Below are 19,105 nucleotides of genomic sequence, written 5' to 3'. Positions count from 1 at the left end.
GTCACTCTATCGAGGAGTGCCTCCCGTGAGGCGCCCCTTGCCGTGACGCGCCGCAGCGGGCAGGGTTCTGGCATGGGTAAACAGATCTGGTCAGGCGCGGAGACGCTGCGGGTGGGCGACGGCGACATCGGTGTGGTGCTGAGCCACGGGTTCACGGGGTCCGTGTCGTCGGTGGCACCCTGGGCGCACGCCATCGCCGACGGGTGCAACGCCACGGTCATCGCGCCACGGTTGACGGGCCATGGCACCGACATCGACGACCTGTCGGAGAGCCGGTGGGAGGAATGGGACAACGACATCGACTCGGCGTGGCAGGAGTTGTCCTCCCGTTGCCGAACGGTCTTCGTCGGGGGGTTGTCCATGGGTGGCGCGCTGGCGCTGCGACTGGCCGAGCAGAGGCCGGTGGCGGGTGTGCTGCTGGTGAATCCCGCCATCGCCAGCCGGAACCGGCTGCTCCCCTTTTCCCGTCTCCTGCAGCATGTGGTCAGGACACAGCCGGGCATCACCTCCGATATTCGCAAGGATGGTGTGAAGGAGTTGGGCTATGACCGGGTGAGCGTGGCAGCGGCCTGGTCGATGACGCAGCTGTGGAAGCAGGTCAGAGCGGACCTGTCCCGGGTGGACGCGCCCGTGGTCCTGTTCCGCTCCGCCGTCGACCATGTGGTGGACGACTCGAGCCACGAGACGCTGCTGAGGTCGCTACCGGCCACCGAGGTGGTTCCTCTGCCGAACAGCTACCACGTGGCAACGCTCGACAATGACGCCGAGGTCATCTTCTCCCGATCCGTGGCCTTCGTGAATGAGCACAGCGGAGGCTGAGGAGGGCGCCTGTGAGGCTCAGCCGACGCGACGGGCGCCGGAGAAGGGCATCGAGTTCACGCTCGTGATGCGTACCCCGCTGCGGGGGTTCGCGGCGTCAACGATCTTGCCGTTGCCGATGTAGATCCCCACATGGCTGACGGGTGAGTAGTAGAACACGAGGTCACCGGGCTGCAGGTCGGATTTCGCGACCTTGGTCCCCATGGCGAACTGGGCGCGCGAGCTTCGCGGCAGTGAGATGCCCACTTGACGGTAGGCGTAGCTGGTGAGGCCCGAGCAGTCGAAGGTGCTGGGGCCAGAAGTCCCCCACACGTAGCTGCTGCCGACCTTGGAGGTGGCCGCCGAGATGGCAGTCAGGGCACGGGAACTGGAACCAGTGGCCGGGGCGGCCACAGTCTCCCCCGCGGGCGTACCGGCGGGTTCACCCTGGGAGGTCCCGGTGTCCTCACCGGCGGTGGTGGTGGGGGTTTGCGCCGCGGCACGCTCGGCAGCCTGCTGCGCGGCCTGCTGCGCGGCGAGGCGCGCCTGACGGTCCGCCTCCTCCTGCTCGCGCTGGCGTTGGATTTCCAGCTGGCGCAGACGTTCGCGTTCTTCGGCGCCCAGACGGTCGTAGACAGACTTGGCCTCGGCTTCCTTCGCGGCGTAGTGCCCCGCGAGCTCTTCCTTGGCGGCCAGATCGGCCTTCAGTGAGGCGTTGGTACGGTCGGCCTCCGCCTGCAGCGTGTCCGCCTCGGACTGCTCCACCTGGAGGAGTTGAAGGCTGGCGTTACTGCGGTTCGCCTCGTTCTGGATGGTGGCGAGGCCGGACAGGAAACTGTCCTCGGAGTCACTCGTCAGGAACTGGGCCGTGATGTCGAGTCCGCCGGACTGCAGTTGGACCACGGCGATGTCGCCGAGATCGGAGGCCATGGCCCTGACCTTTTCCTGCTGCTTGTGGAGGTCAGCTGTGACCTCGGCGAGCTTGCTGGCACCCTCGTCAGCGCGTGCGCTGGCCTCGATGATGTCCTGGTCGATGGCGGAGGACTCCTGTTGGATGCGCTCCAGATCCGACTTGGCACGCGCCACGGCGTCCGGGTCGGCGTGGGCCGGTACCACCAGACTCGCGATGCAGAGCGTCGAGACAGCCATGGCAATGGCTGCGCGCAACCTGTTCATCGAGTAAACCCCCAGCATAGAAAAACCGTTCTCAACTGAGAAAAGGCTAAACCACCTTCAGGATATCCCCAAACCCCTGGTCACGTCGAGTGCTCATGAGACGCAGAGGCGGCACGAGTCCGGCATCCGCCAGCACGGCCATGGCCTCCACCTCCTGGTCCTCGAACTCCACGAAGGCCGGTGGGCCCAGCAGGACCGAAATCACGCAGTCAGCGCAGCCGGGTCCACGGGCAGCACACCCGTCACAATCCACATGCAAAGTAGCCATGTCCCCATCGTCGCGGCCCCCACTGACATTCCTGGAGGACCGCGTCGCCACTCCACTCCCCCTGACGCCCCGTCCACGACGGAGGGACGTGGACGCTCGGGTTGTGGGTTTGTCGGTGGGTCTTCCTAGTGTGGGGACCATGTCATTGGCTCCTGTCGCACAACCGTCGTTCGACGATCTGGGGACGCATCTGTCCCAGGTGACGTTCTGCGTGGTGGACCTGGAGACAACGGGCGGCGGGAAGGACAGCTGCATCACGGAGATCGGCGCCGTCAAGGTTCGGGGCGGCGAGATCCTCGGCGAGTTCCAGACGCTCGTACGCCCCGAGGTGCCCATCCCGCCCATGATCCAGGTGCTGACCGGGATCACGAACCAGATGGTGGCGTCTGCCCCACGGCTCGACGACGCGCTGCCCCGGTTCGCCACCTTCAGCGCAGGCTGCGTGATGGTGGCCCACAACGCACCCTTCGACATCGGCTTCCTGCGGCGTGGACACGAACTGCTGTCCCTGCCCTGGCCGCGCCCCCACGTGGTGGACACCGTGGCCGTGGCCCGGCAGGTGATGCCGGCCGAGGAGGTCCGCAACTGCAAACTGTCCACGCTGGCCGCCCACTTCGGCGCCACCACCATTCCCAACCACCGTGCTCTCAGCGACGCCCGCGCCACCGTCGATGTCCTGCATGCCCTGCTGGAGCGGGTGGGCAACCTGGGGGTGCACACGCTGGAGGACCTGTCGGAGATGACCGCCCGGGTCTCCCCGGACCGCCGCGCCAAGCGGGGCTGGGCGAAAGCCGCCCCTGAGGCCCCGGGCGTCTACTGGTTCGTGCACGACGGCCTCGACGCCGACCAGCGGCCACGCACCGAGGTGCTCTACGTCGGGAAGTCCACCCATTTGCGCCGTCGGGTGCGCAGCTACTTCTCCGCAGCCGAGAAGCGCTCCAGAATCCACGAGATGGTGCGGGTGGCCACGGGCGTGCAGTTCCTGGAATGCGCCACGTCACTGGAGGCCGAGGTGCGGGAACTGCGGATGATCGCGAGCCACTCTCCGCGTTACAACCGCAGGTCGAAGAATCAGCACCGGCAGATCTGGCTGAAGCTGACGCGTGAGGCGTTCCCGCGGTTGTCGGCCGTGCGCCGCGTCACCGACGAGTCCGCCACCCACTGGGGCCCGTTCACCTCCATGGACGCCGCGCAGGAGGCTGCCATGGTGCTGCAGGAGGCCTTCCGGCTGCGCCAGTGCACCACGAGGCTTTCCGCCAGGACACCCAGCGCGGACTGCGCACTCAGGGAGATGGGGCGGTGCTCGGCCCCGTGCCTGCTCGGTGACGGTGTGGCGGCGCACGCCGTGGCGGTCGAGGAGGTGCAGCGGGCCTGGGACTCCGACGCCCGGGGCGTGCTGCGCTCGGCCCGCGAACGCCTCACGAAGCTGGTGGCAGCGGAGCGGTACGAGGAGGCGGGAGTCCTCACGAGCCGGCTCCAGCACTTCCACGCCACCTCGGTCCGGCACCACAGGGTGCGCTCCATCGCTGCCTGCCGCCAACTCGTGGCGGCCGCCCCCGTCGCAGGGGGATGGGATATCCATGTGATCCGGCACGGACGGCTGGCGGCCGCCAGTTTCGCCCGCACCCCCATGGTGCAGGCCGTGGCCGCGGAGGCGGTGGCGTCCGCGGCGACCGTGGTCGCGCCACCCGGCGGGATGCCGGCCTGCACGCACGAGGAGGCCGAACGCGTCGCCGCATGGTTGGAGACCCCCGGGGTGCGGCTTCTGGACACCGACGGGGAGTGGTCGTGGCCCGTCAACGCCGGGCTGCCCGCCGATCGGCTGGCCGGCGAGTTGCTGGGCGACGCGGCGCCGGCACTGGTGAGCGACCTGGAGTTCGGGGCCGCCCACGGTCAGAGCGTGCACGTGGTGTGACCGGGCACCACCCCGCAACGCCCGTGGCTCGGGGCACACTCACGCACGGAGACAGACGAAACGGTGGCCGGAACCCTTGGGCCCGACCACCGTTCACGGTGTCAGAGGTGCAGTTTCCTGCGTCAGGACAGCGTCACCGAGTTGATGACCACCGGCGTGCTCGGGCGGTCACGACCGTCGGTGGGGGTGGCCTCGATCGCGTCGACGACCTTCCTGCTGGCGTCGTCGGCAACCTCACCGAAGATGGTGTGGCGACGATTCAGGTGCGGGGTGGGCCCGGCCGTGATGAAGAACTGGGAGCCGTTGGTACCCGGCCCCGCGTTGGCCATGGCCAGCAGGTAGGGACGGTCGAAGCTGAGTTCAGGGTGGAACTCGTCAGCGAAGGTGTACCCCGGTCCGCCGGTGCCGGTGCCCAGCGGGTCGCCGCCCTGGATCATGAAGCCGGAGATGACGCGGTGGAAGATCACGCCGTCGTAGAAGTTCCCGGTTGTCTTCTGTCCGGTCTTGGCGTCGGAGTATTCCTTGGTGCCGCCAGCCAGGCCCGTGAAGTTCTCCACGGTCTTGGGTGCCTGCTCGTCGAACAGGTTGATGACGATGTCGCCCAGGGTTGTGTGCAGGGTCGCGATGCTCATCCGCATCCTTTCGGTTGGTGTCAGATCTCGAGGACAAACCTACCCGACGCCGAGGTTTCCCCTTTCCTCGAACCAATGACCCGGTAACGTGAAGACTGCTCGATCACGAGCCACACCTATTTTGGAGGAACTGTGAAGAAGTCCACAGAGCTGAAGAAGGCCGCCGCGCATTCTGCCGCCGCCGCTGCCGAAGTCGGCCAGAGCGCGCTGAACGACGCCCTCGCCAAGGCCAGCGAACTGCTGGCCGATGCCCAGAAGGCCGCAGGACCCGCGGCGCACGATGCCAAGGTCCGCACCGCCGACTTTGCAGCCAAGCGGCTGGACGCCTGGGAACCACACATCAAGGACGCCCTGGGCAAGGTCACCCCGGTGGTTGACGCGGCCCGCGACAAGGTGTCGGACGACATCTTGCCCAAGCTGCAGCAACTGCTGCACGAGGCCGCGGAGAACCCCGTCGTCGCCGAGGCCGGTCGCCGCGGCGAGGCAACTGTTCAGGCGCTGAAGGGCGAGCTGGAGCCGAAGCGCAAGAAGAGCAAGTTCAAGGGATTCGTGAAGTTCATCGCCATCTCGGCCGCCGTCGCCGGCGCCGTGGCTGCGGTTCGTCACTTCCTGACCCCCAAGGACGACGGCTGGACCGCGCATGAACCGTCCAAGGCGTATGTGAACAACAACGACACGTTCGCCACGGCCGCGAAGGTCGCCGGTACCAACGATGAGGCAGCCACCTCACAGGCCGACGATGAACTGGTCACCGACGCGGTCCCCGCACCCAGCGATGACTTCGAGGGTGCCAAGGACGCCGAGGCGCCGCAGGACGCCGTGGCCAATGCTGACGCAGGCGACGGTGACGCCGAGGCCCACGCCGGTTACGGTGACGGGTCCTACGTCGGGGAGAACCCGCCGGAGGAATTCACCATCAAGGGCAACGAGCGCTCGAAGAAGTACCACCTCGCCGGCTCGGGCGGTTACGACCGCACGATCGCCGAGGTCTGGTTCAGCTCCGAGGAGGCCGCCGAGAAGGCTGGCTTCACCCGCGCCCAGCGCTGACCGCTGCACCACGCACCAACGTGCCCATCGCCCCGTGCCGGGGCGGTGGGCGCGTTGCTTTTCCACAGCTCCCGGGAGAAACGGCCGCCGACGCCCCGCGCGCACGGCGGTGAGATTAGCCTCGGCTTCATGACGTGGCTCGCAGCGCTGCTCTGCGCGGTATCGGCCGCCCTGCACCTGGCGTGCGTGGTGCCGCGGCTGACGGAGCCTCCCACCGCAGAAGGTGAACCGGCACCCGGTTACGCAACCCTGGTGAGCGCCCGCGCCATCCTCCTGCTGGGTGGGTCCGTCATGGCACTTGCCCACGTGCTCCACCGGGTCCCGGCGGAGCAGTGGGGCGTCTGGTTCGGGTACCTGGGAGCCGGGGCCGCGCTGGTGTGGGTGGACCTGCGCACCACGTGGCTGCCCCTCACACTGCACCGCATCTGCGCGGCCCAGGTGGTCATGGGGCTGGCATACGTGGCCGTCAAGGACTGGCCGACGGCACTGGGGTCGGTGGCCGGCGGCTGTGCGGCGTATGGGCTGTTCCACCTGGTGTGGCGGTTCAGCGCCACGTTCGGCTACGGCGACGTCCGCCTGGCCGGGACCGTGGGTGCCATGGGGGCACTGTGGGGCCTGGAAGGGTGGCTGCTGTCGCTGCTGTGCGGCACCCTGATCGGTGCCATCTGGGGCATCGCCCACACGCTTGCCCGTCGCGGCACCCAGCACGCAGCACACTTTCCGTACGGTCCCGCCCTCTGGCTGGGGCCGGTGGTGGCCGCGGCCGTCAGCGGTTGGTGAGTTCCACCCAGAGGTCGAGCGTGCGAAGCGCCGCACCGGAGTCAAGTGCTGCCTCGACGTCGATCTTCGTCTCCTGCATTTGCTCCGCCAGTGGCACCACGACGCTGACGCCACGGTATGCGAGCAGGGCCGCTGCCGCATTCAGGACCACGATGTCGCGGATGGGTCCTGTGCGTCCGTTGACGAGGTCCCGCACCACCGTCGCGTTGTGTGCCGCGTCCCCGCCCGTGAGGTCAGCGGGGGCCGCGGGCTCGAGCCCCAGGTCGCGGGGGTCCAGCGTGGTGCGGTGCACCCGGCTGTCGGACACGATCCACACGTCCGAGGAGGACGTGGTGGTGAGTTCGTCCAGGCCGTCGAAGCCTCGGAAGACCATGCCCCGGACGCCCCGACCCGCCAGCACACGGGCAATCACCGGTGCGATCTCGTCATTGGCGACACCCAGTGCCATGGCGCGCGGCTGTGCCGGGTTGGACAACGGGCCGAGGAAGTTGAACGTGGTCTGGATGGCCAACTGCTTGCGGACCCCCCCGACGTACTTCATGGCCGGGTGGTACATCTGGGCGAACAGGAACACAATCCCGGCCTCGCCGAGGATGGAGGCCTGACGGGATGGATCCAGCGAGATGTTGACGCCCAGAGCCTCCAGTGTGTCGGCCGTGCCTGCCATCGACGACGCTGCCCGGCTGCCGTGCTTGATGACCTTGGCGCCGGCCGCCGACGCGACGATCGCGGCCATGGTGGAGATGTTGACCGTGTTGGCCCTGTCACCACCCGTCCCCACGACGTCGACCGCCTCGTGCGCCAGCGTGATGGGCAGGGCGTTGCCGAGCATGGCGTTGGACAGGCCCGCGATCTCGTCCTCGGTCTCACCCTTGGCCCGCAGTGCCACCAGGAGGGCCGCCAGTTGCACCTCGCTGGCCCTGCCCGCAAAGATCTCGTTGAGGGCCCATTCGGCCGCCTCGGACTCGAGGCCCTCCCTCCGCACCAGCCCCGTCAGGATGTCCGGCCAGGAAAAGGTCACGGAGCCACGATCGCGCGACGCAGCATGCCTGCCACCTGCTCCGGCAGTTGCAGCGGGTCGACGGGGTACGGCGAGATGGCCTCGGCCCGGGACCACGTCGCCAGCCATGCGTCCGCCAGACGTGCCACGAGCAGCAGCACGGGCGGGCAGTTGGAGTATTCGTCCTTGATCTGGTGCGCAAGCCCCATCCCACCCTCGGGCTGCGCCTCGGCGTCGAGGATGATGAGGGCGTAGTCCGTTCCCGCATCGAGGGTGCGCAGAAGCGCCGGGCCGGTGGCCACCTCCACGACGTCGATCTCCGGGAGGTCACTGGCCACCTTGCGTCCCAGCGTCAGCCGGACCTCTTCTCGCACCGTGCGGTCATCGGAGAACAGGAGAATCCTGAGGCGGTCCGCTGCGTCTGTCATGGTTGTTCCTCATCCCCGACGGTGTCGGCGTCGGACCTGGCTGGGGGTTGGCGTCGTCCAGCATCGTATCCAACGCCGCCCTCCCGGGCCATGGCGGCCTGTTTGGCGGCCAGCGCATCCCGCCGATCCAGAGCGCGGTCGACGCGTTTGGCCTCGCGTTTGCTGTCCTTGATCCACTGGAGAAAGATCGTGAACATGGCGGCGAACATGGTGATGTCACCCGTGGCCCACATCAAACCGCCCGCCCACGTCTGGTCCTCCAGCGGACTGAACCCCCACGTGCGGTTGAACGCCAGGTACCAGTCCTCCGCGATGAGACGCGTCGAGCCCATGATGGTGACGCCGAGGAAGGCGTGGAACGGCATGGTGAGGAAGAACAGCAGGATGCGGATGGGGTAGGGCATCCGGATGGGAACCGGGTCCACCCCGAGCAGGGGGAAGAAGAACAGGCACCCCACCACCACCATGTAGATGTGGAGCATGTCGTGGGCGACGTTGTTGCGCAGCGTCAGGTTGTACCAACCCGTCATGTACAGCGCGAACGGGCTGGCGATCATCAGGAAGGTGGTCAGCGGCGGGAACAGCGCGATCTTGGCGACGGTGGAGTGCAGCGCCACGAGCAACCACTTGCGCGGCCTCTTCGGCAGGGTGCGCAGCGCCAGCGTCATCGGCGCCCCCGCCACGAGGAAGACGGGAGCAATCATGTTGAGCATCATGTGCTGCACCATGTGGAGCCAGAACATCACCGTGTCGTAGGTGCCGAGGAAGCTGAACAGCGCCACCGACAGCGTCCCGAGCCCGAGGACGACGAAGTAGACGGTGCGCAGGACGGGCCACGTGTCTCCGCGCTTGTGCAATACGTGGACGCCGTACAGGTACAGGCCCGCGGTGAGAAGGATCATCACCAGGGGCACTGGTTCGAACGTCCAGGCAGTCAGATATCGCCATCCCTCGAGCGGGATGACGTCGTCGCCGGGGTCGGCGTGCAGTGGTAGGAATCCGGGCAGTGTGAGGCCGCCAAACATGGGCGCATTATGCCCCATCTGCCGCCCCCTCCGCACTGGGGGTCCCCAAAGTAGGCGACACGTTGTACTCCAACCAGAAAATGCGGGCATACTGGTCGGGTGACGAGCCAACCTGATTCCCTCATCGCGCCCGCCGTGCTGCCCGGCAACGCCATCCACGCTGTGTCCTCCGCCCGGCTGAACAAGCCGAAGGGGCGCCCCGACACCGTCGCTGTGGGCACCATCGTGTGGCTGGCCAGCGAACTCATGTTCTTCGCGGCGCTCTTCGCCGCCTATTTCTGGATCCGCAACGCCACCAACGAGCAGGCCGCCGCGGGCAACACCCTGTCCCTGTGGGACGCCAGTACCCAGCACCTGGACATCACGTTCGCCAGCGTCAACACGGCGATCCTGGTGACGTCCTCCATCACCTGCCAGCTCGGCGCCAACGCGGCGGAGCACGGCCGGGTGAACGGGTCCTGGCTGAACCCTCTCAAGTGGGGGCTGCGCCAGGCGTTCATCGTGACGTTCATCCTGGGCTCCCTGTTCGTGGGCGGCCAGGTCTGGGAGTACTTCACGCTGTTCGGTGAGGGCTTCCAGGTCTCCACCAACGCCTACTGGTCCGCTTTCTTCCTCGCCACAGGTTTCCACGGCATCCACGTCGTCGGTGGCCTCGTGGCCTTCCTGTTCGTGCTGGCCCGGTCGTACATGACCCGTACCCACACGCATGAACAGACCGTCACCGCCCACGTCGTCAGCTACTACTGGCACTTCGTGGACGTGGTCTGGATCATCCTCTTCGGCGTCATCTACTTCCTCCGCTGAGCCGGCACCCCACCAGGAGACCCACTCATGAACTTCCTCTCGAAGCGACGTCGTCACGCTGCTGCGCGCCCCCTGCTCCTCCTCCTGGCACTGCTGGTGGTGGGTGTGGGCTACTCCGTCGTCTCACCGCAGCAGACCTCCGCGGACACCGACATGAGCCAGCAGGTGGAGGAGGGCAAAGCGCTCTTCAACGTCAGTTGCTCCTCCTGCCACGGCCTGAACGGCGAGGGCACCACGCAGGGGCCCAGCCTCATCGGCGTCGGCACCGCCTCCGTCAACTTCCAGGTGGCAACGGGCCGCATGCCGGCAGCCCGCCCCGAGGCCCAGATCCCGGCTCGCACCCCGCTCTACTCGGCTGAGCAGGTCAACGCGCTCGCCGCCTACATCTCCACCTGGGGTGCCGGAGTCGAGAGCCCCAAGGAATCCCAGTACTCCCCCGAGGGCCTTTCAGCAGAAGAGATCGCCCGCGGCGGCGCCCTGTTCCGCGCCAACTGCTCCGCCTGCCACGGCATCGTCGGCGGCGGCGGCGCGCTCCCGGGCGGCAAGTACGCCCCATCGCTCCTGGAGACCGCCAACATCCACGTCTGGGAGGCCATGCGCACAGGTCCCCAGCAAATGCCCGTGTTCTCCAAGGACGTCATCTCCGACGACGACGCCCGCGAAATCATCGGTTACCTCAACGAGGCCCACTCCCAGCCCACGTTCGGTGGTCTGGGCATGGGTGAGAACGGCCCCGTCTCTGAAGGCTTCTGGGTCTTCATCTTCGGCATCGGCGGACTCGCCCTGATCGCCACCTGGATCGCCAAGAAGGGGGCGCGAGCCCGATGAGTCACGACAATCTCCCCGTCAAGGACCCGGGTCTCGGTCAGCCAGTGGCGAACCCCGGCCTCGAGGAACACGTCGAGCGCTACACCGACGAGAACCCGGCCGCAGGCAACCGCGCCTACGCCGCCATCGTCGGCATGCTGGCCGCCGTCCCCGTCCTTGCCATCGCCTTCGTGGTGATCTACTTCGCGGTCCCCCGTGACACCTACGTCAAGTTCGGCGTCATCAACGCCAACGCGCAGAACGTCGGTTTCGGGATCACCGGCGGCCTCGCCGTGCTGCTCATCGGCCTCGCCTGCGTCCAGTGGGCACGCGTCATCATGACCGACGCCGAGAGCGTGGAATACCGCCACAGCGCCGGCTCCCCGCCGGAGGCGCGCGCTGCCGTGGCAGAGCAGTTCTCCGAGGGCGTGGAGCAGTCCCGCTTCGGCCGTCGCAAGCTCATCGGCGGCGCGCTGGCCGGGGCCCTGGGCTTCAGCATCATCCCCGCCGTGGTGCTGTTCGCCGACATGGGCCCGTGGCCCACGCGCTCCAAGCGCGAGGAAACCATCGAGGCGACAATCTGGGCCGAGGGCGTGCGCATCGTCAACGACGTCACCTTCACCCCCATCAAGCCATCCGATGTCGAGATCGGCCAGCTGATCAACGCCCAGCCGGAGAACCTGCAGGACTTCCACGGGGCACAGATGGCCATCGAGAAGGCCAAGTGCTCTCTCATCGTGGTCCGCATGGACCCGGCCTCCATCAAGATTCCCGAGTCCCGCCGCGACTGGCAGGTGGGCGGCATCCTCGCCTACTCCAAGATCTGCACGCACGTCGGGTGTCCCATCAGTCTGTGGGAACGCCAGACGCACAATCTGTTGTGCCCCTGCCACCAGTCGATGTTCGATCTCTCGGACTCCGGCGTCGTGGTGTTCGGGCCGGCAGCACGCTCGCTGCCCCAGTTGCCCATCAAGGTAAACTCTGAGGGCTACCTGGTGGCACAAAGCGATTTCACGGTGCCAGTGGGTCCCAGCTTCTTCGAACGCGATTCACGCGTCGATTTCCAGAAGGGTGACGCATGATGGCAAAGCCGACGATCATCACCGAATCCTCTCCTGCCCTCGAGGCGGAGGAGGCCCCGGTCACCAAGAAGTCCCCGGTAGCTGGCCCGCTCGGCTGGGCCGACGACCGCCTCGGTTTGGCCAAGCTCGGCCGCGGCAACCTTCGCAAGGTGTTCCCGGACCACTGGTCGTTCCTCCTCGGTGAGGTCGCGCTGTACTCCTTCGTCATCCTGCTGCTCACGGGCGTGTTCCTCACGATCTGGTACAAGCCGTCCATGGCGGAGATCGAGTATGCCGGCTCGTACCAGCTCATGAAGGGCATTCCAATGTCGGAGGCCCTGTCCTCCACACTCAACATCTCCTTCGACGTCCGCGGCGGGCTCCTGGTCCGCCAGATCCACCACTGGGCCGCCCTGCTGTTCGTGGCCGCCGCCTTCGTGCACATGCTCCGGGTCTTCTTCACGGGCGCGTTCCGCAAGCCCCGCGAGGTCAACTGGCTCATCGGCGTGGGCCTTCTGTCGATGTCCCTGATCGCCGGTTTCGCCGGGTACTCGTTGCCCGACGACCTGCTCTCGGGCACAGGTCTTCGTTTCGTCGACGGCCTGATCCGCTCCATCCCGATCATCGGCACCTGGGCGGAGTTCTTCGTCTTCGGCGGCCAGTTCCCGGGCGACATCATCATCCCCCGGCTCTACATGGTCCACATCCTTCTGGTCCCCGGCCTCCTGCTGGGCCTGATCTCGGCCCACCTGGCTCTCGTGGTCTACCACAAGCACACCCAGTACCCCGGCCCCGGCCGCACCGAGAACAACGTGGTGGGCTACCCGCTGTTCCCCGTCTACATGGCCAAGGCTGGCGGCTTCTTCTTCGTGGTGTTCGGACTCCTGGTCCTCATGGGTGGCCTGTTCCAGATCAACCCTGTGTGGCTGTACGGCCCCTACGACCCGGCCAAGATCACGGCTGGTTCCCAGCCGGACTGGTACATGGGCTTCGTGGAGGGCGCCATTCGGATCGTCCCGAACTGGGAGACCCACATCTGGGGCACCACATGGTCCTGGAATGTGTTCGTCCCCGGACTCGGGATGATGGGGCTGCTCTTCGGTCTGCTCGCGGCGTGGCCATTTGTGGAGGCGTGGCTGACGGGCGACAAGCGTGAGCACCACGTGCTGGACCGTCCCCGCAACGTCCCCACCCGGACAGCGCTGGGCGTGGCAGGCATCACCGCCTTCTCGCTGTTCATGATCGGCGGTGGCAACGACATCATCGCCACACGCTTCCGACTGGACCTCAACGCCATCACGCTGTTCCTGCGGGTCGCCGTGTTCGTCCTACCCGTGATTGCCTTCCTCATCACCCGCCGCGTCTGCATCGGTCTGCAGCGGGCGGACAAGGAGCGGGTGCTGCACGGGTCCGAGTCCGGGATCATCAGCCGCGCCCCCGACGGTGGCTACTCGGAGCCGCACCTGCCCATCAGCGTGGACGAGCAGTACACACTGACGTCCCACCTCCAGCACGCCGTGCTGGAAGCGGGTCCCACCGCTGACGAGAACGGCATCCGGATCAAGCAGAAGGTGTCCCCCCTGCGGGCGCGTCTGTCCCGCTGGTTCCTCGAGCACGACGCGGCCAAGCCGACCGCAGCCGAACTGGAGGAGGCGGCGTCCCACGGCGTCGGCGGAGTCCGAGAGATCGAAGCCGCCGAGGCGCGCGCCCTCGAGGAGTCCTCGAACCGCTGATCGCACCATCCGCACACGGCCCGTCCCCCTCCCCGGGGGTCGGGTCGTTTGCGTCGTGCCCGGGCGATCGGTGCAACAATGGAGTACGTGCGATTCCTGAACGACAAGCCCACCCATGACCTCACGTATTCCGATGTCTTCATGGTTCCCAGCCGCTCCGACGTCACGTCCCGACTCGACGTGGACCTCACCTCCACGGACGGACTCGACACCCCCCTGCCCCTGGTGGCCGCCAACATGACGGCCGTCTCCGGCCGCCGCATGGCGGAGACCATGGCCCGGCGTGGCGGCCTGGCCGTCTTCCCGCAGGACATCCCCACCGACGTCGTGGCCGCAGCCATCACGAAGGTCAAGGCCGCCCACCCCATCTTCGACACTGCCGTCACCGTCGACCTGCACACCACCATCGGTGAGACGCTGGGCCTCATCGCCAAGCGCTCCCACGGTGTGGCCGTGGTTCTCGACCACGGCAAAGTCGTCGGCCTCGTCACCCCCTCCGCCGCTGAGGGTGTCGACCGCTTCGCCCAGGCCAAGGACGTCATGACCACCGACGTGGCCTTCGTCGCCTCGGACGCCGTGCCCGAGGAGGTGTTCGACGCCCTGTCGAGCCAGCACCGCAGGGTTGCGGTCGCAGTCGACGGCGATTCTCACCTCGTGGGTGTCATGAGCGCCAAGGGGGCGCTGCGCTCCCGGATCTACTCCCCCGCCCTCGACCCCGACGGTCGTCTCCGCGCCGGAGTTGCCGTCGGCATCAACGGCGACGTGGCCGGCAAGGCGCGCGCGGCACTGGCCGCAGGCGCCGACGTGCTCGTCATGGACACCGCCCACGGCCATCAGGAGAAGATGATCGCGGCGCTCCGAGTGGCGGCCGCGGCACGCGATGAGTTCACCAGGAGCACTGGTCGCCGCATCCTGATCGTGGCGGGCAACGTGGTGACCGCCGACGGAGTCCGTGACCTGAGCGCGGCTGGGGCCGACATCCTCAAGGTGGGGGTGGGCCCCGGCGCGATGTGCACCACCCGCATGCAGACGGGTGTGGGGCGCCCGCAGTTCTCCGCCGTCCTCGAATGCGCCACAGCCGCACGCGAACTGGGGACCTCCGTGTGGGCCGACGGTGGGGTCCGTCACCCCCGCGACGTCGCCCTGGCGCTGGCGGCCGGCGCCGGCTCCGTGATGATCGGTTCCTGGTTCGCCGGTACGCATGAGTCAACGGGCGACCATCTCACCGACCACCAGGGCCGGGTGTACAAGGAATCCTTCGGCATGGCCTCGGCCCGCGCGGTCCGGCACCGCACGCGGGAGCAGTCAGCCTTCGAACGGGCCCGCGCGGCACTGTTCGAGGAGGGCATCTCGAGCTCGCGGATGTACCTGGACCCCCAGCGCCCCGGAGTGGAGGACCTCCTCGACTGGATCACGTCAGGCGTCCGGTCCTCGGCCACCTACGCCGGCGCCAGGACCCTTGCGGAGTTCACGGACCGCGCCGTCGTCGGCGTCCAGTCCGGCTCCGGCTACGAGGAGGGCCGCCCGGTGGACCGGAGCTGGTAGTGCGCGACTTCTTCGGGGTCGACGACGGCTTCACACGCACCGTACCCCGGGGTGCGCTGCGCACCGACGTCGGCCTGGCCGCGGCCCTCGTGGCCCTGTCCATCACGGGCCTGCTCGGGTACTGGTCGATCCCCGACTTCCAGGCGGAGATGCATCTCGCGTGGAGCATCCCCCTGACCCTGCTGGCCGGTGCCATGATCGCCGTTCGCCGGCTGTTCCCGGTAGGGGTGCTGCTGCTGTGCACGGGCGTGCACTTCGTGGTGCTCGGCTCGCTGATTCCCCTGGCGGCGTCGCAGCCCGGCATGCAGGTGCTCTACTTCCTTGGCCTGTACTCGGCGATGGCGTGGGCGCGCAACCGGGAGGCCCTGATGCTGGCCACCATCGTGGTCCTGCTGGCCATGACCGTCTGGGTCTCGCTCGCCTTCTCCGTCTTCGGTGCGCTCCGCATCGCCGAGATGGGCGCCTCGCCCCTGCTGCTGGTCATCAGCCAGATCTTCATCAACGTGGCCTACTTCGGTGCCGCCACCTGGCTCGGCCGCAACGCGTGGCTCAAGGCGCGCAGCGAGGCCGAGCTGGCAGCATCACGCGTCATCGTGGACCACCAGGCACGTCAGCTGGCCGATCAGGCGGTCCTCGGCGAGCGGCTGCGCATCGCGCGCGAACTGCATGACTCGCTGGCCCACCACGTCGCTCTCATCGGGGTCCAGACGGCGTCGGCTCGACGCAGCATGGACAGGAAGCCCGTGGAGGCCAAGGAGGCGCTGCTGGCGGCGGAACGCTCCGCACGCCAGAGCGTCCAGGAGTTGCGCACCGTGCTGGGGTCACTCCGCTCGGGCGACGAGGACGCGGCGGCTCCCGGTCTGGAGTCACTGCCCGCACTGGTGGAGGACAACGCAACACTGGGCATGGCTGTGCATCTGACAGTGGTCGGCGACCCGTCGCAGTTGGACAGCCTGACCCCCACGCAGTCGACGACGCTGTACCGGGTCATCCAGGAGGCCCTCACCAACGTCCGGACCCATTCCACGGCCACCGCCGCCCGCCTCACGGTTCGCTTCGGCGAGGATCTCGCGGAGGCGGAGATCATCGACGACGGCCGGCCCCTGCGCGGCACCGGCGGTTCGGGGCTGGGGCAGCTCGGTATTCGGGAGCGGGTGTCAGCGCTGGGGGGCACCACAGACATCGGTTCCCGCCCCGCGCGTGGCTACCGGGTACTCGTCCGCCTTCCCGTGCATGGGAGGTCCCGGTGATCCGCGTGCTGCTGGTGGACGACCAGACGCTGGTGCGGCAGGCGTTCGCGCTGATGCTCAGCGTGGAGGACGACATCGAACTGGTGGGGCAGTGCGCCAACGGGGCGGAGGCGCTCGCCATGGCCCATACGGCTGACATCGTCCTCATGGACATCGAGATGCCCGTCATGAACGGTGTGGAGGCCACCCGGCGCATCCGTGCCGCGAACCTGGCCGAGGTGATCATGCTCACCACCTTTGACCGCGACGACTACCTCTTCGAGGCCCTGCGCTGCGGCGCCGCAGGGTTTCTCCTCAAGAACGCCGAGCCGGAGAAGCTGCTGGAGTCCATCCGCGTCGTCGCCGGCGGCGGGGCCCTGCTCGCACCAGAGGTGACCCGACGCGTGATCGAGGGTGCAGTCCACGGGGCCCGCACCGCCCCGGCGCCGAGCCCCGGACTGGCACGCCTGACCGAGCGGGAGCGCGGTGTCCTCGTGCTGATGGCCCGCGGCCTCTCCAACGCGGAGATCGCCGCCCGCCTCGTGGTCGGTGACGCCACCGTGAAGACACATGTCTCCTCCTGCCTGTCCAAGCTGGGCGTACGCGACCGGGTGCAGGCCGTCATCCACGCATACGAGCACGGCCTCATCTCCCCCACCATCGACCGGTAGGCGCGGGCGCCCTCTCCCCCTTCCGGGGGAGGACCAGCGTGGGTTCTTCAGCACAGCGGCCGATGCGGCGCGGCGGTCCCTGCTGGCATTGTGGATGTCATGCTCGAGATACGAAACCTCACCCGTCGCTACGGCGACCTCACAGCCGTCGACGACGTCTCCTTCAGCGTGGAGCCAGGCAGGTTCACCGGCTTCGTGGGGGGCAACGGTGCCGGCAAGACCACCACCATGCGCATGATCATGGGCCTGCTGCAGCCCAATGCAGGGGAGGTGTTGTGGGACGGCAAGCCCATCACCACCAGGGTGCGGGCGCAGTTCGGGTACATGCCCGAGGAGCGCGGCCTGTACCCGAAGCAGCCGATACTCACCCAGCTCGTCTACCTCGGGGAGTTGCACGGCATGTCCCGCAGCGAGGCACGCGAAGCGGCCGGTGCCCTCATGGACCGGTTCGGTCTGGGTGAACGGACGAAGGACAAGCTGGAGACGTTGTCGCTCGGCAACCAGCAGCGCGTCCAGATCGCGGCAGCCGTCATCGCTCAACCCATCGGCCTCGTGCTGGACGAGCCGTTCAACGGCCTCGATCCCGACGCCGTCGACGAGATGTTCGCCCTGCTCAGCGAGTTCACCAAGCGGCAGGTGCCGGTGCTGTTCTCCTCGCACCAACTGGACCTCGTGGAGCGTCTGTGCGACGACATCGTCATCCTCGCCAAGGGGAAGGTCGTGGCCGACGGCCCCGTCGACAGTCTTCGCCGCGCCGGCGAGACGCACCACCGCATTCGCACCGAGTCCGACCTCGGTTGGCTCCGGGACCACGCCGGCGTGCAGGTCCTCGACCTCGACGGCGCGGAGGCGTCCGTCGTCTTCGCCGACGTCGCCGCCGAACAGGCAGTGCTCGCCGAGGCCATGCAACGCGGTCCCGTGCGGGCCTTCGGCCCCACCATCCGTCCCCTCAGCGACATCTACAGGGAGATCACACGATGAGTTACCCAGCCCCGTCCATGCCATGGTGGATCGTCGCCCGCCGCGAGATCATGGCCAAGCTCACCCAGAAGGCGTTCTGGATCTCCACGATCGTCGTGGTGGTGATCCTGATCGGCAGCTTCTTCTTCACCTTCCTGTTCGCCAACTCCCAGGACAAGATGACCGTCGGGGTCACCGACGAGGCAGGGGCCCAGGTGGTGGCCCTGGCGGCGCAGAGCAGTGGCCGCGACATCCAGTCCTCCACCCTGCCACAGGACGAGATCCGGGCCGCCGTGGAGGACGGCGACATCGAGGCGGGCCTGGTACGCACCGATGACGGGTGGGATCTGCTCGTGGACAGCATCGAGACGAACGTGGGCGACGTCCAGCAGGCCGTCTCGACCTACATGACGAACCAGAACGCCCGCGAACTGGGCATTGATCCTGCAGCCCTCCAGAAGGGCTCCAACGTCACGCTGCAGCTCACCGGGGAACAGGTGGAGCAGGACGCCGCCATCGCCCTTGTCACAGGTCTGGTGTTCTCGGTGCTGTTCTTCATGTCCGCCCTCACCTACGGATTGCAGATCGCACAAAGTGTCGTGGAGGAGAAGGAGTCGCGCATCGTGGAGATCCTCACGGCTGCCGTGCCGACGCGCCACCTGCTGATCGGCAAGGTGCTGGGCAACACCATCATGGCCATGGGGCAGCTGCTCATCTTCCTCACCGTCGGGGTCATCGGCATCTCCCTCACGGAGTTCGGGAAGTTCCTGCCCCTGCTGGCACCCAACATCGGCTGGTTCATCGTCTTCTTCCTCGTCGGGTTCGCCGCCCTCAGCTGCCTGTGGGCGGCCACGGGTGCCATGGCCACCCGTGTCCAGGACCTGAACAACACCACCATGCCCCTGACGTTCATCCTCATGGGGGTCTACTTCGCCGGTTTCCTGGCCCGTGGGACCGCAGCCCAGGTCCTGAGCTACGTCCCCATCGTCTCCAGCGTGATCATGCCGCAGCGGCTGCTCTCCGGGCAGTCCACGTGGATCGACGCCGTCATCGCGCTGGTGCTGTGCCTGATCTTCATGGGCGCCGCCATTCTGGTGGGCGCGCAGATCTATCGCCGCGGCATCCTGAAGACCTCGGGGATCCTGAACCTCAAGGAGGCCTTCAGCAGGGCCGGGTGATCGGCCCCGTCCCCGGAGACACAGACGAAGGCCCCCGTCGCACATGCG

General features: G+C 67.6%; 19 protein-coding genes. 13 read left to right on the top strand and 6 right to left on the bottom strand.

Features of this window, described 5'->3' with window-relative positions; translation table 11 throughout:
• Nucleotides 1-72 precede the first annotated feature (72 nt).
• A complete protein-coding gene (locus EAX62_RS07765) occupies nucleotides 73-819 on the top strand; it encodes an alpha/beta hydrolase (RefSeq protein WP_121901133.1) in 747 nt (248 codons plus the stop codon).
• Between the two features lie 18 nt (nucleotides 820-837).
• On the opposite strand, the gene EAX62_RS07760 is transcribed toward EAX62_RS07765, so the two are convergent.
• Both EAX62_RS07760 and EAX62_RS07755 read right to left on the bottom strand, forming a co-directional pair.
• Nucleotides 838-1,974, bottom strand: a complete 1,137-nt coding sequence (locus tag EAX62_RS07760) for a C40 family peptidase (protein WP_121901132.1) — start codon at nucleotides 1,972-1,974, stop codon at nucleotides 838-840.
• A gap of 46 nt (nucleotides 1,975-2,020) precedes the next feature.
• Nucleotides 2,021-2,242, bottom strand: coding sequence for a hypothetical protein (locus EAX62_RS07755; protein ID WP_233557865.1), 222 nt, complete (start codon nucleotides 2,240-2,242; stop codon nucleotides 2,021-2,023).
• Between the two features lie 139 nt (nucleotides 2,243-2,381).
• On the opposite strand from EAX62_RS07755, the gene EAX62_RS07750 reads away from it, so the two are divergent.
• Nucleotides 2,382-4,157 (top strand): DEDD exonuclease domain-containing protein, encoded by a 1,776-nt coding sequence (locus EAX62_RS07750; RefSeq protein ID WP_121901131.1) that lies wholly within the window; start codon nucleotides 2,382-2,384, stop codon nucleotides 4,155-4,157.
• 122 nt (nucleotides 4,158-4,279) lie between these two features.
• On the opposite strand, the gene EAX62_RS07745 is transcribed toward EAX62_RS07750, so the two are convergent.
• Nucleotides 4,280-4,789, bottom strand: a complete 510-nt coding sequence (locus EAX62_RS07745) for a peptidylprolyl isomerase (protein WP_121901130.1) — start codon at nucleotides 4,787-4,789, stop codon at nucleotides 4,280-4,282.
• 132 nt (nucleotides 4,790-4,921) lie between these two features.
• Between EAX62_RS07745 and EAX62_RS17380 the strand changes: the two genes are divergently transcribed.
• Nucleotides 4,922-5,836: a sunset domain-containing protein gene (locus EAX62_RS17380; protein ID WP_121901129.1), complete on the top strand. Its 915-nt coding sequence runs from the start codon at nucleotides 4,922-4,924 to the stop codon at nucleotides 5,834-5,836.
• Between the two features lie 129 nt (nucleotides 5,837-5,965).
• Nucleotides 5,966-6,616, top strand: a complete 651-nt coding sequence (locus EAX62_RS07735; RefSeq protein ID WP_121901128.1) for an A24 family peptidase — start codon at nucleotides 5,966-5,968, stop codon at nucleotides 6,614-6,616.
• Here EAX62_RS07735 and trpD read toward each other — a convergent pair.
• Genes trpD through EAX62_RS07720 form a run of 3 tightly spaced genes read right to left on the bottom strand, consistent with a single transcriptional unit; the run spans nucleotide 6,603 to nucleotide 9,069 of the window.
• The gene (gene trpD, locus EAX62_RS07730) at nucleotides 6,603-7,637 is read right to left on the bottom strand and encodes an anthranilate phosphoribosyltransferase (RefSeq protein ID WP_233557864.1); all 1,035 of its coding nucleotides are present in this window, start codon (nucleotides 7,635-7,637) and stop codon (nucleotides 6,603-6,605) included. The two genes, EAX62_RS07735 and trpD, sit on opposite strands and share 14 nt — an antisense overlap.
• Complete coding sequence (locus tag EAX62_RS07725) at nucleotides 7,634-8,044, bottom strand: response regulator transcription factor (protein ID WP_121901126.1); 411 nt, start codon at nucleotides 8,042-8,044, stop codon at nucleotides 7,634-7,636. The genes trpD and EAX62_RS07725 overlap by 4 nt, the downstream gene beginning before the upstream one ends.
• The gene (locus EAX62_RS07720; protein ID WP_121901125.1) at nucleotides 8,041-9,069 is read right to left on the bottom strand and encodes a cytochrome c oxidase assembly protein; all 1,029 of its coding nucleotides are present in this window, start codon (nucleotides 9,067-9,069) and stop codon (nucleotides 8,041-8,043) included. Before EAX62_RS07720 ends, EAX62_RS07725 begins: the two co-directional genes overlap by 4 nt.
• A 99-nt stretch (nucleotides 9,070-9,168) precedes the next feature.
• Between EAX62_RS07720 and ctaE the strand changes: the two genes are divergently transcribed.
• The 9 genes from ctaE to EAX62_RS07675 all read left to right on the top strand — a co-directional run bounded on the left by ctaE (nucleotide 9,169) and on the right by EAX62_RS07675 (nucleotide 19,057).
• Nucleotides 9,169-9,873, top strand: a complete 705-nt coding sequence (ctaE, locus tag EAX62_RS07715; RefSeq protein WP_456119770.1) for an aa3-type cytochrome oxidase subunit III — start codon at nucleotides 9,169-9,171, stop codon at nucleotides 9,871-9,873.
• A 27-nt stretch (nucleotides 9,874-9,900) separates the two neighbouring features.
• Complete coding sequence (gene qcrC, locus EAX62_RS07710; RefSeq protein WP_121901124.1) at nucleotides 9,901-10,701, top strand: cytochrome bc1 complex diheme cytochrome c subunit; 801 nt, start codon at nucleotides 9,901-9,903, stop codon at nucleotides 10,699-10,701.
• Complete coding sequence (gene qcrA, locus EAX62_RS07705; RefSeq protein WP_121901123.1) at nucleotides 10,698-11,762, top strand: cytochrome bc1 complex Rieske iron-sulfur subunit; 1,065 nt, start codon at nucleotides 10,698-10,700, stop codon at nucleotides 11,760-11,762. The genes qcrC and qcrA overlap by 4 nt, the downstream gene beginning before the upstream one ends.
• Nucleotides 11,762-13,474, top strand: coding sequence for a cytochrome bc1 complex cytochrome b subunit (qcrB, locus tag EAX62_RS07700; protein ID WP_121901739.1), 1,713 nt, complete (start codon nucleotides 11,762-11,764; stop codon nucleotides 13,472-13,474). The genes qcrA and qcrB overlap by 1 nt, the downstream gene beginning before the upstream one ends.
• A gap of 78 nt (nucleotides 13,475-13,552) precedes the next feature.
• Nucleotides 13,553-15,019: a GuaB1 family IMP dehydrogenase-related protein gene (locus tag EAX62_RS07695; protein WP_121901122.1), complete on the top strand. Its 1,467-nt coding sequence runs from the start codon at nucleotides 13,553-13,555 to the stop codon at nucleotides 15,017-15,019.
• Entirely contained in the window at nucleotides 15,019-16,269 is a 1,251-nt protein-coding gene (locus EAX62_RS07690) for a sensor histidine kinase (RefSeq protein ID WP_121901121.1), read from the top strand. Before EAX62_RS07695 ends, EAX62_RS07690 begins: the two co-directional genes overlap by 1 nt.
• Nucleotides 16,269-16,919 carry a response regulator gene (locus EAX62_RS07685; RefSeq protein WP_199711241.1) on the top strand — a complete coding sequence of 217 codons (651 nt, stop codon included), beginning with the start codon at nucleotides 16,269-16,271 and terminating at the stop codon, nucleotides 16,917-16,919. The genes EAX62_RS07690 and EAX62_RS07685 overlap by 1 nt, the downstream gene beginning before the upstream one ends.
• Before the next feature lie 99 nt (nucleotides 16,920-17,018).
• The gene (locus EAX62_RS07680) at nucleotides 17,019-17,900 is read left to right on the top strand and encodes an ABC transporter ATP-binding protein (protein WP_121901120.1); all 882 of its coding nucleotides are present in this window, start codon (nucleotides 17,019-17,021) and stop codon (nucleotides 17,898-17,900) included.
• On the top strand, nucleotides 17,897-19,057 hold the full coding sequence (locus EAX62_RS07675; RefSeq protein WP_121901119.1) for an ABC transporter permease: 1,161 nt from the start codon (nucleotides 17,897-17,899) through the stop codon (nucleotides 19,055-19,057). Before EAX62_RS07680 ends, EAX62_RS07675 begins: the two co-directional genes overlap by 4 nt.
• The last annotated feature ends 48 nt before the right edge of the window (nucleotides 19,058-19,105 follow it).

The sequence above is a fragment of the Tessaracoccus antarcticus genome, from assembly GCF_003688855.1.
GTDB classification, from domain to species: domain Bacteria; phylum Actinomycetota; class Actinomycetes; order Propionibacteriales; family Propionibacteriaceae; genus Arachnia; species Arachnia antarctica.
This window is presented reverse-complemented; position numbering and strand designations above follow the sequence as displayed.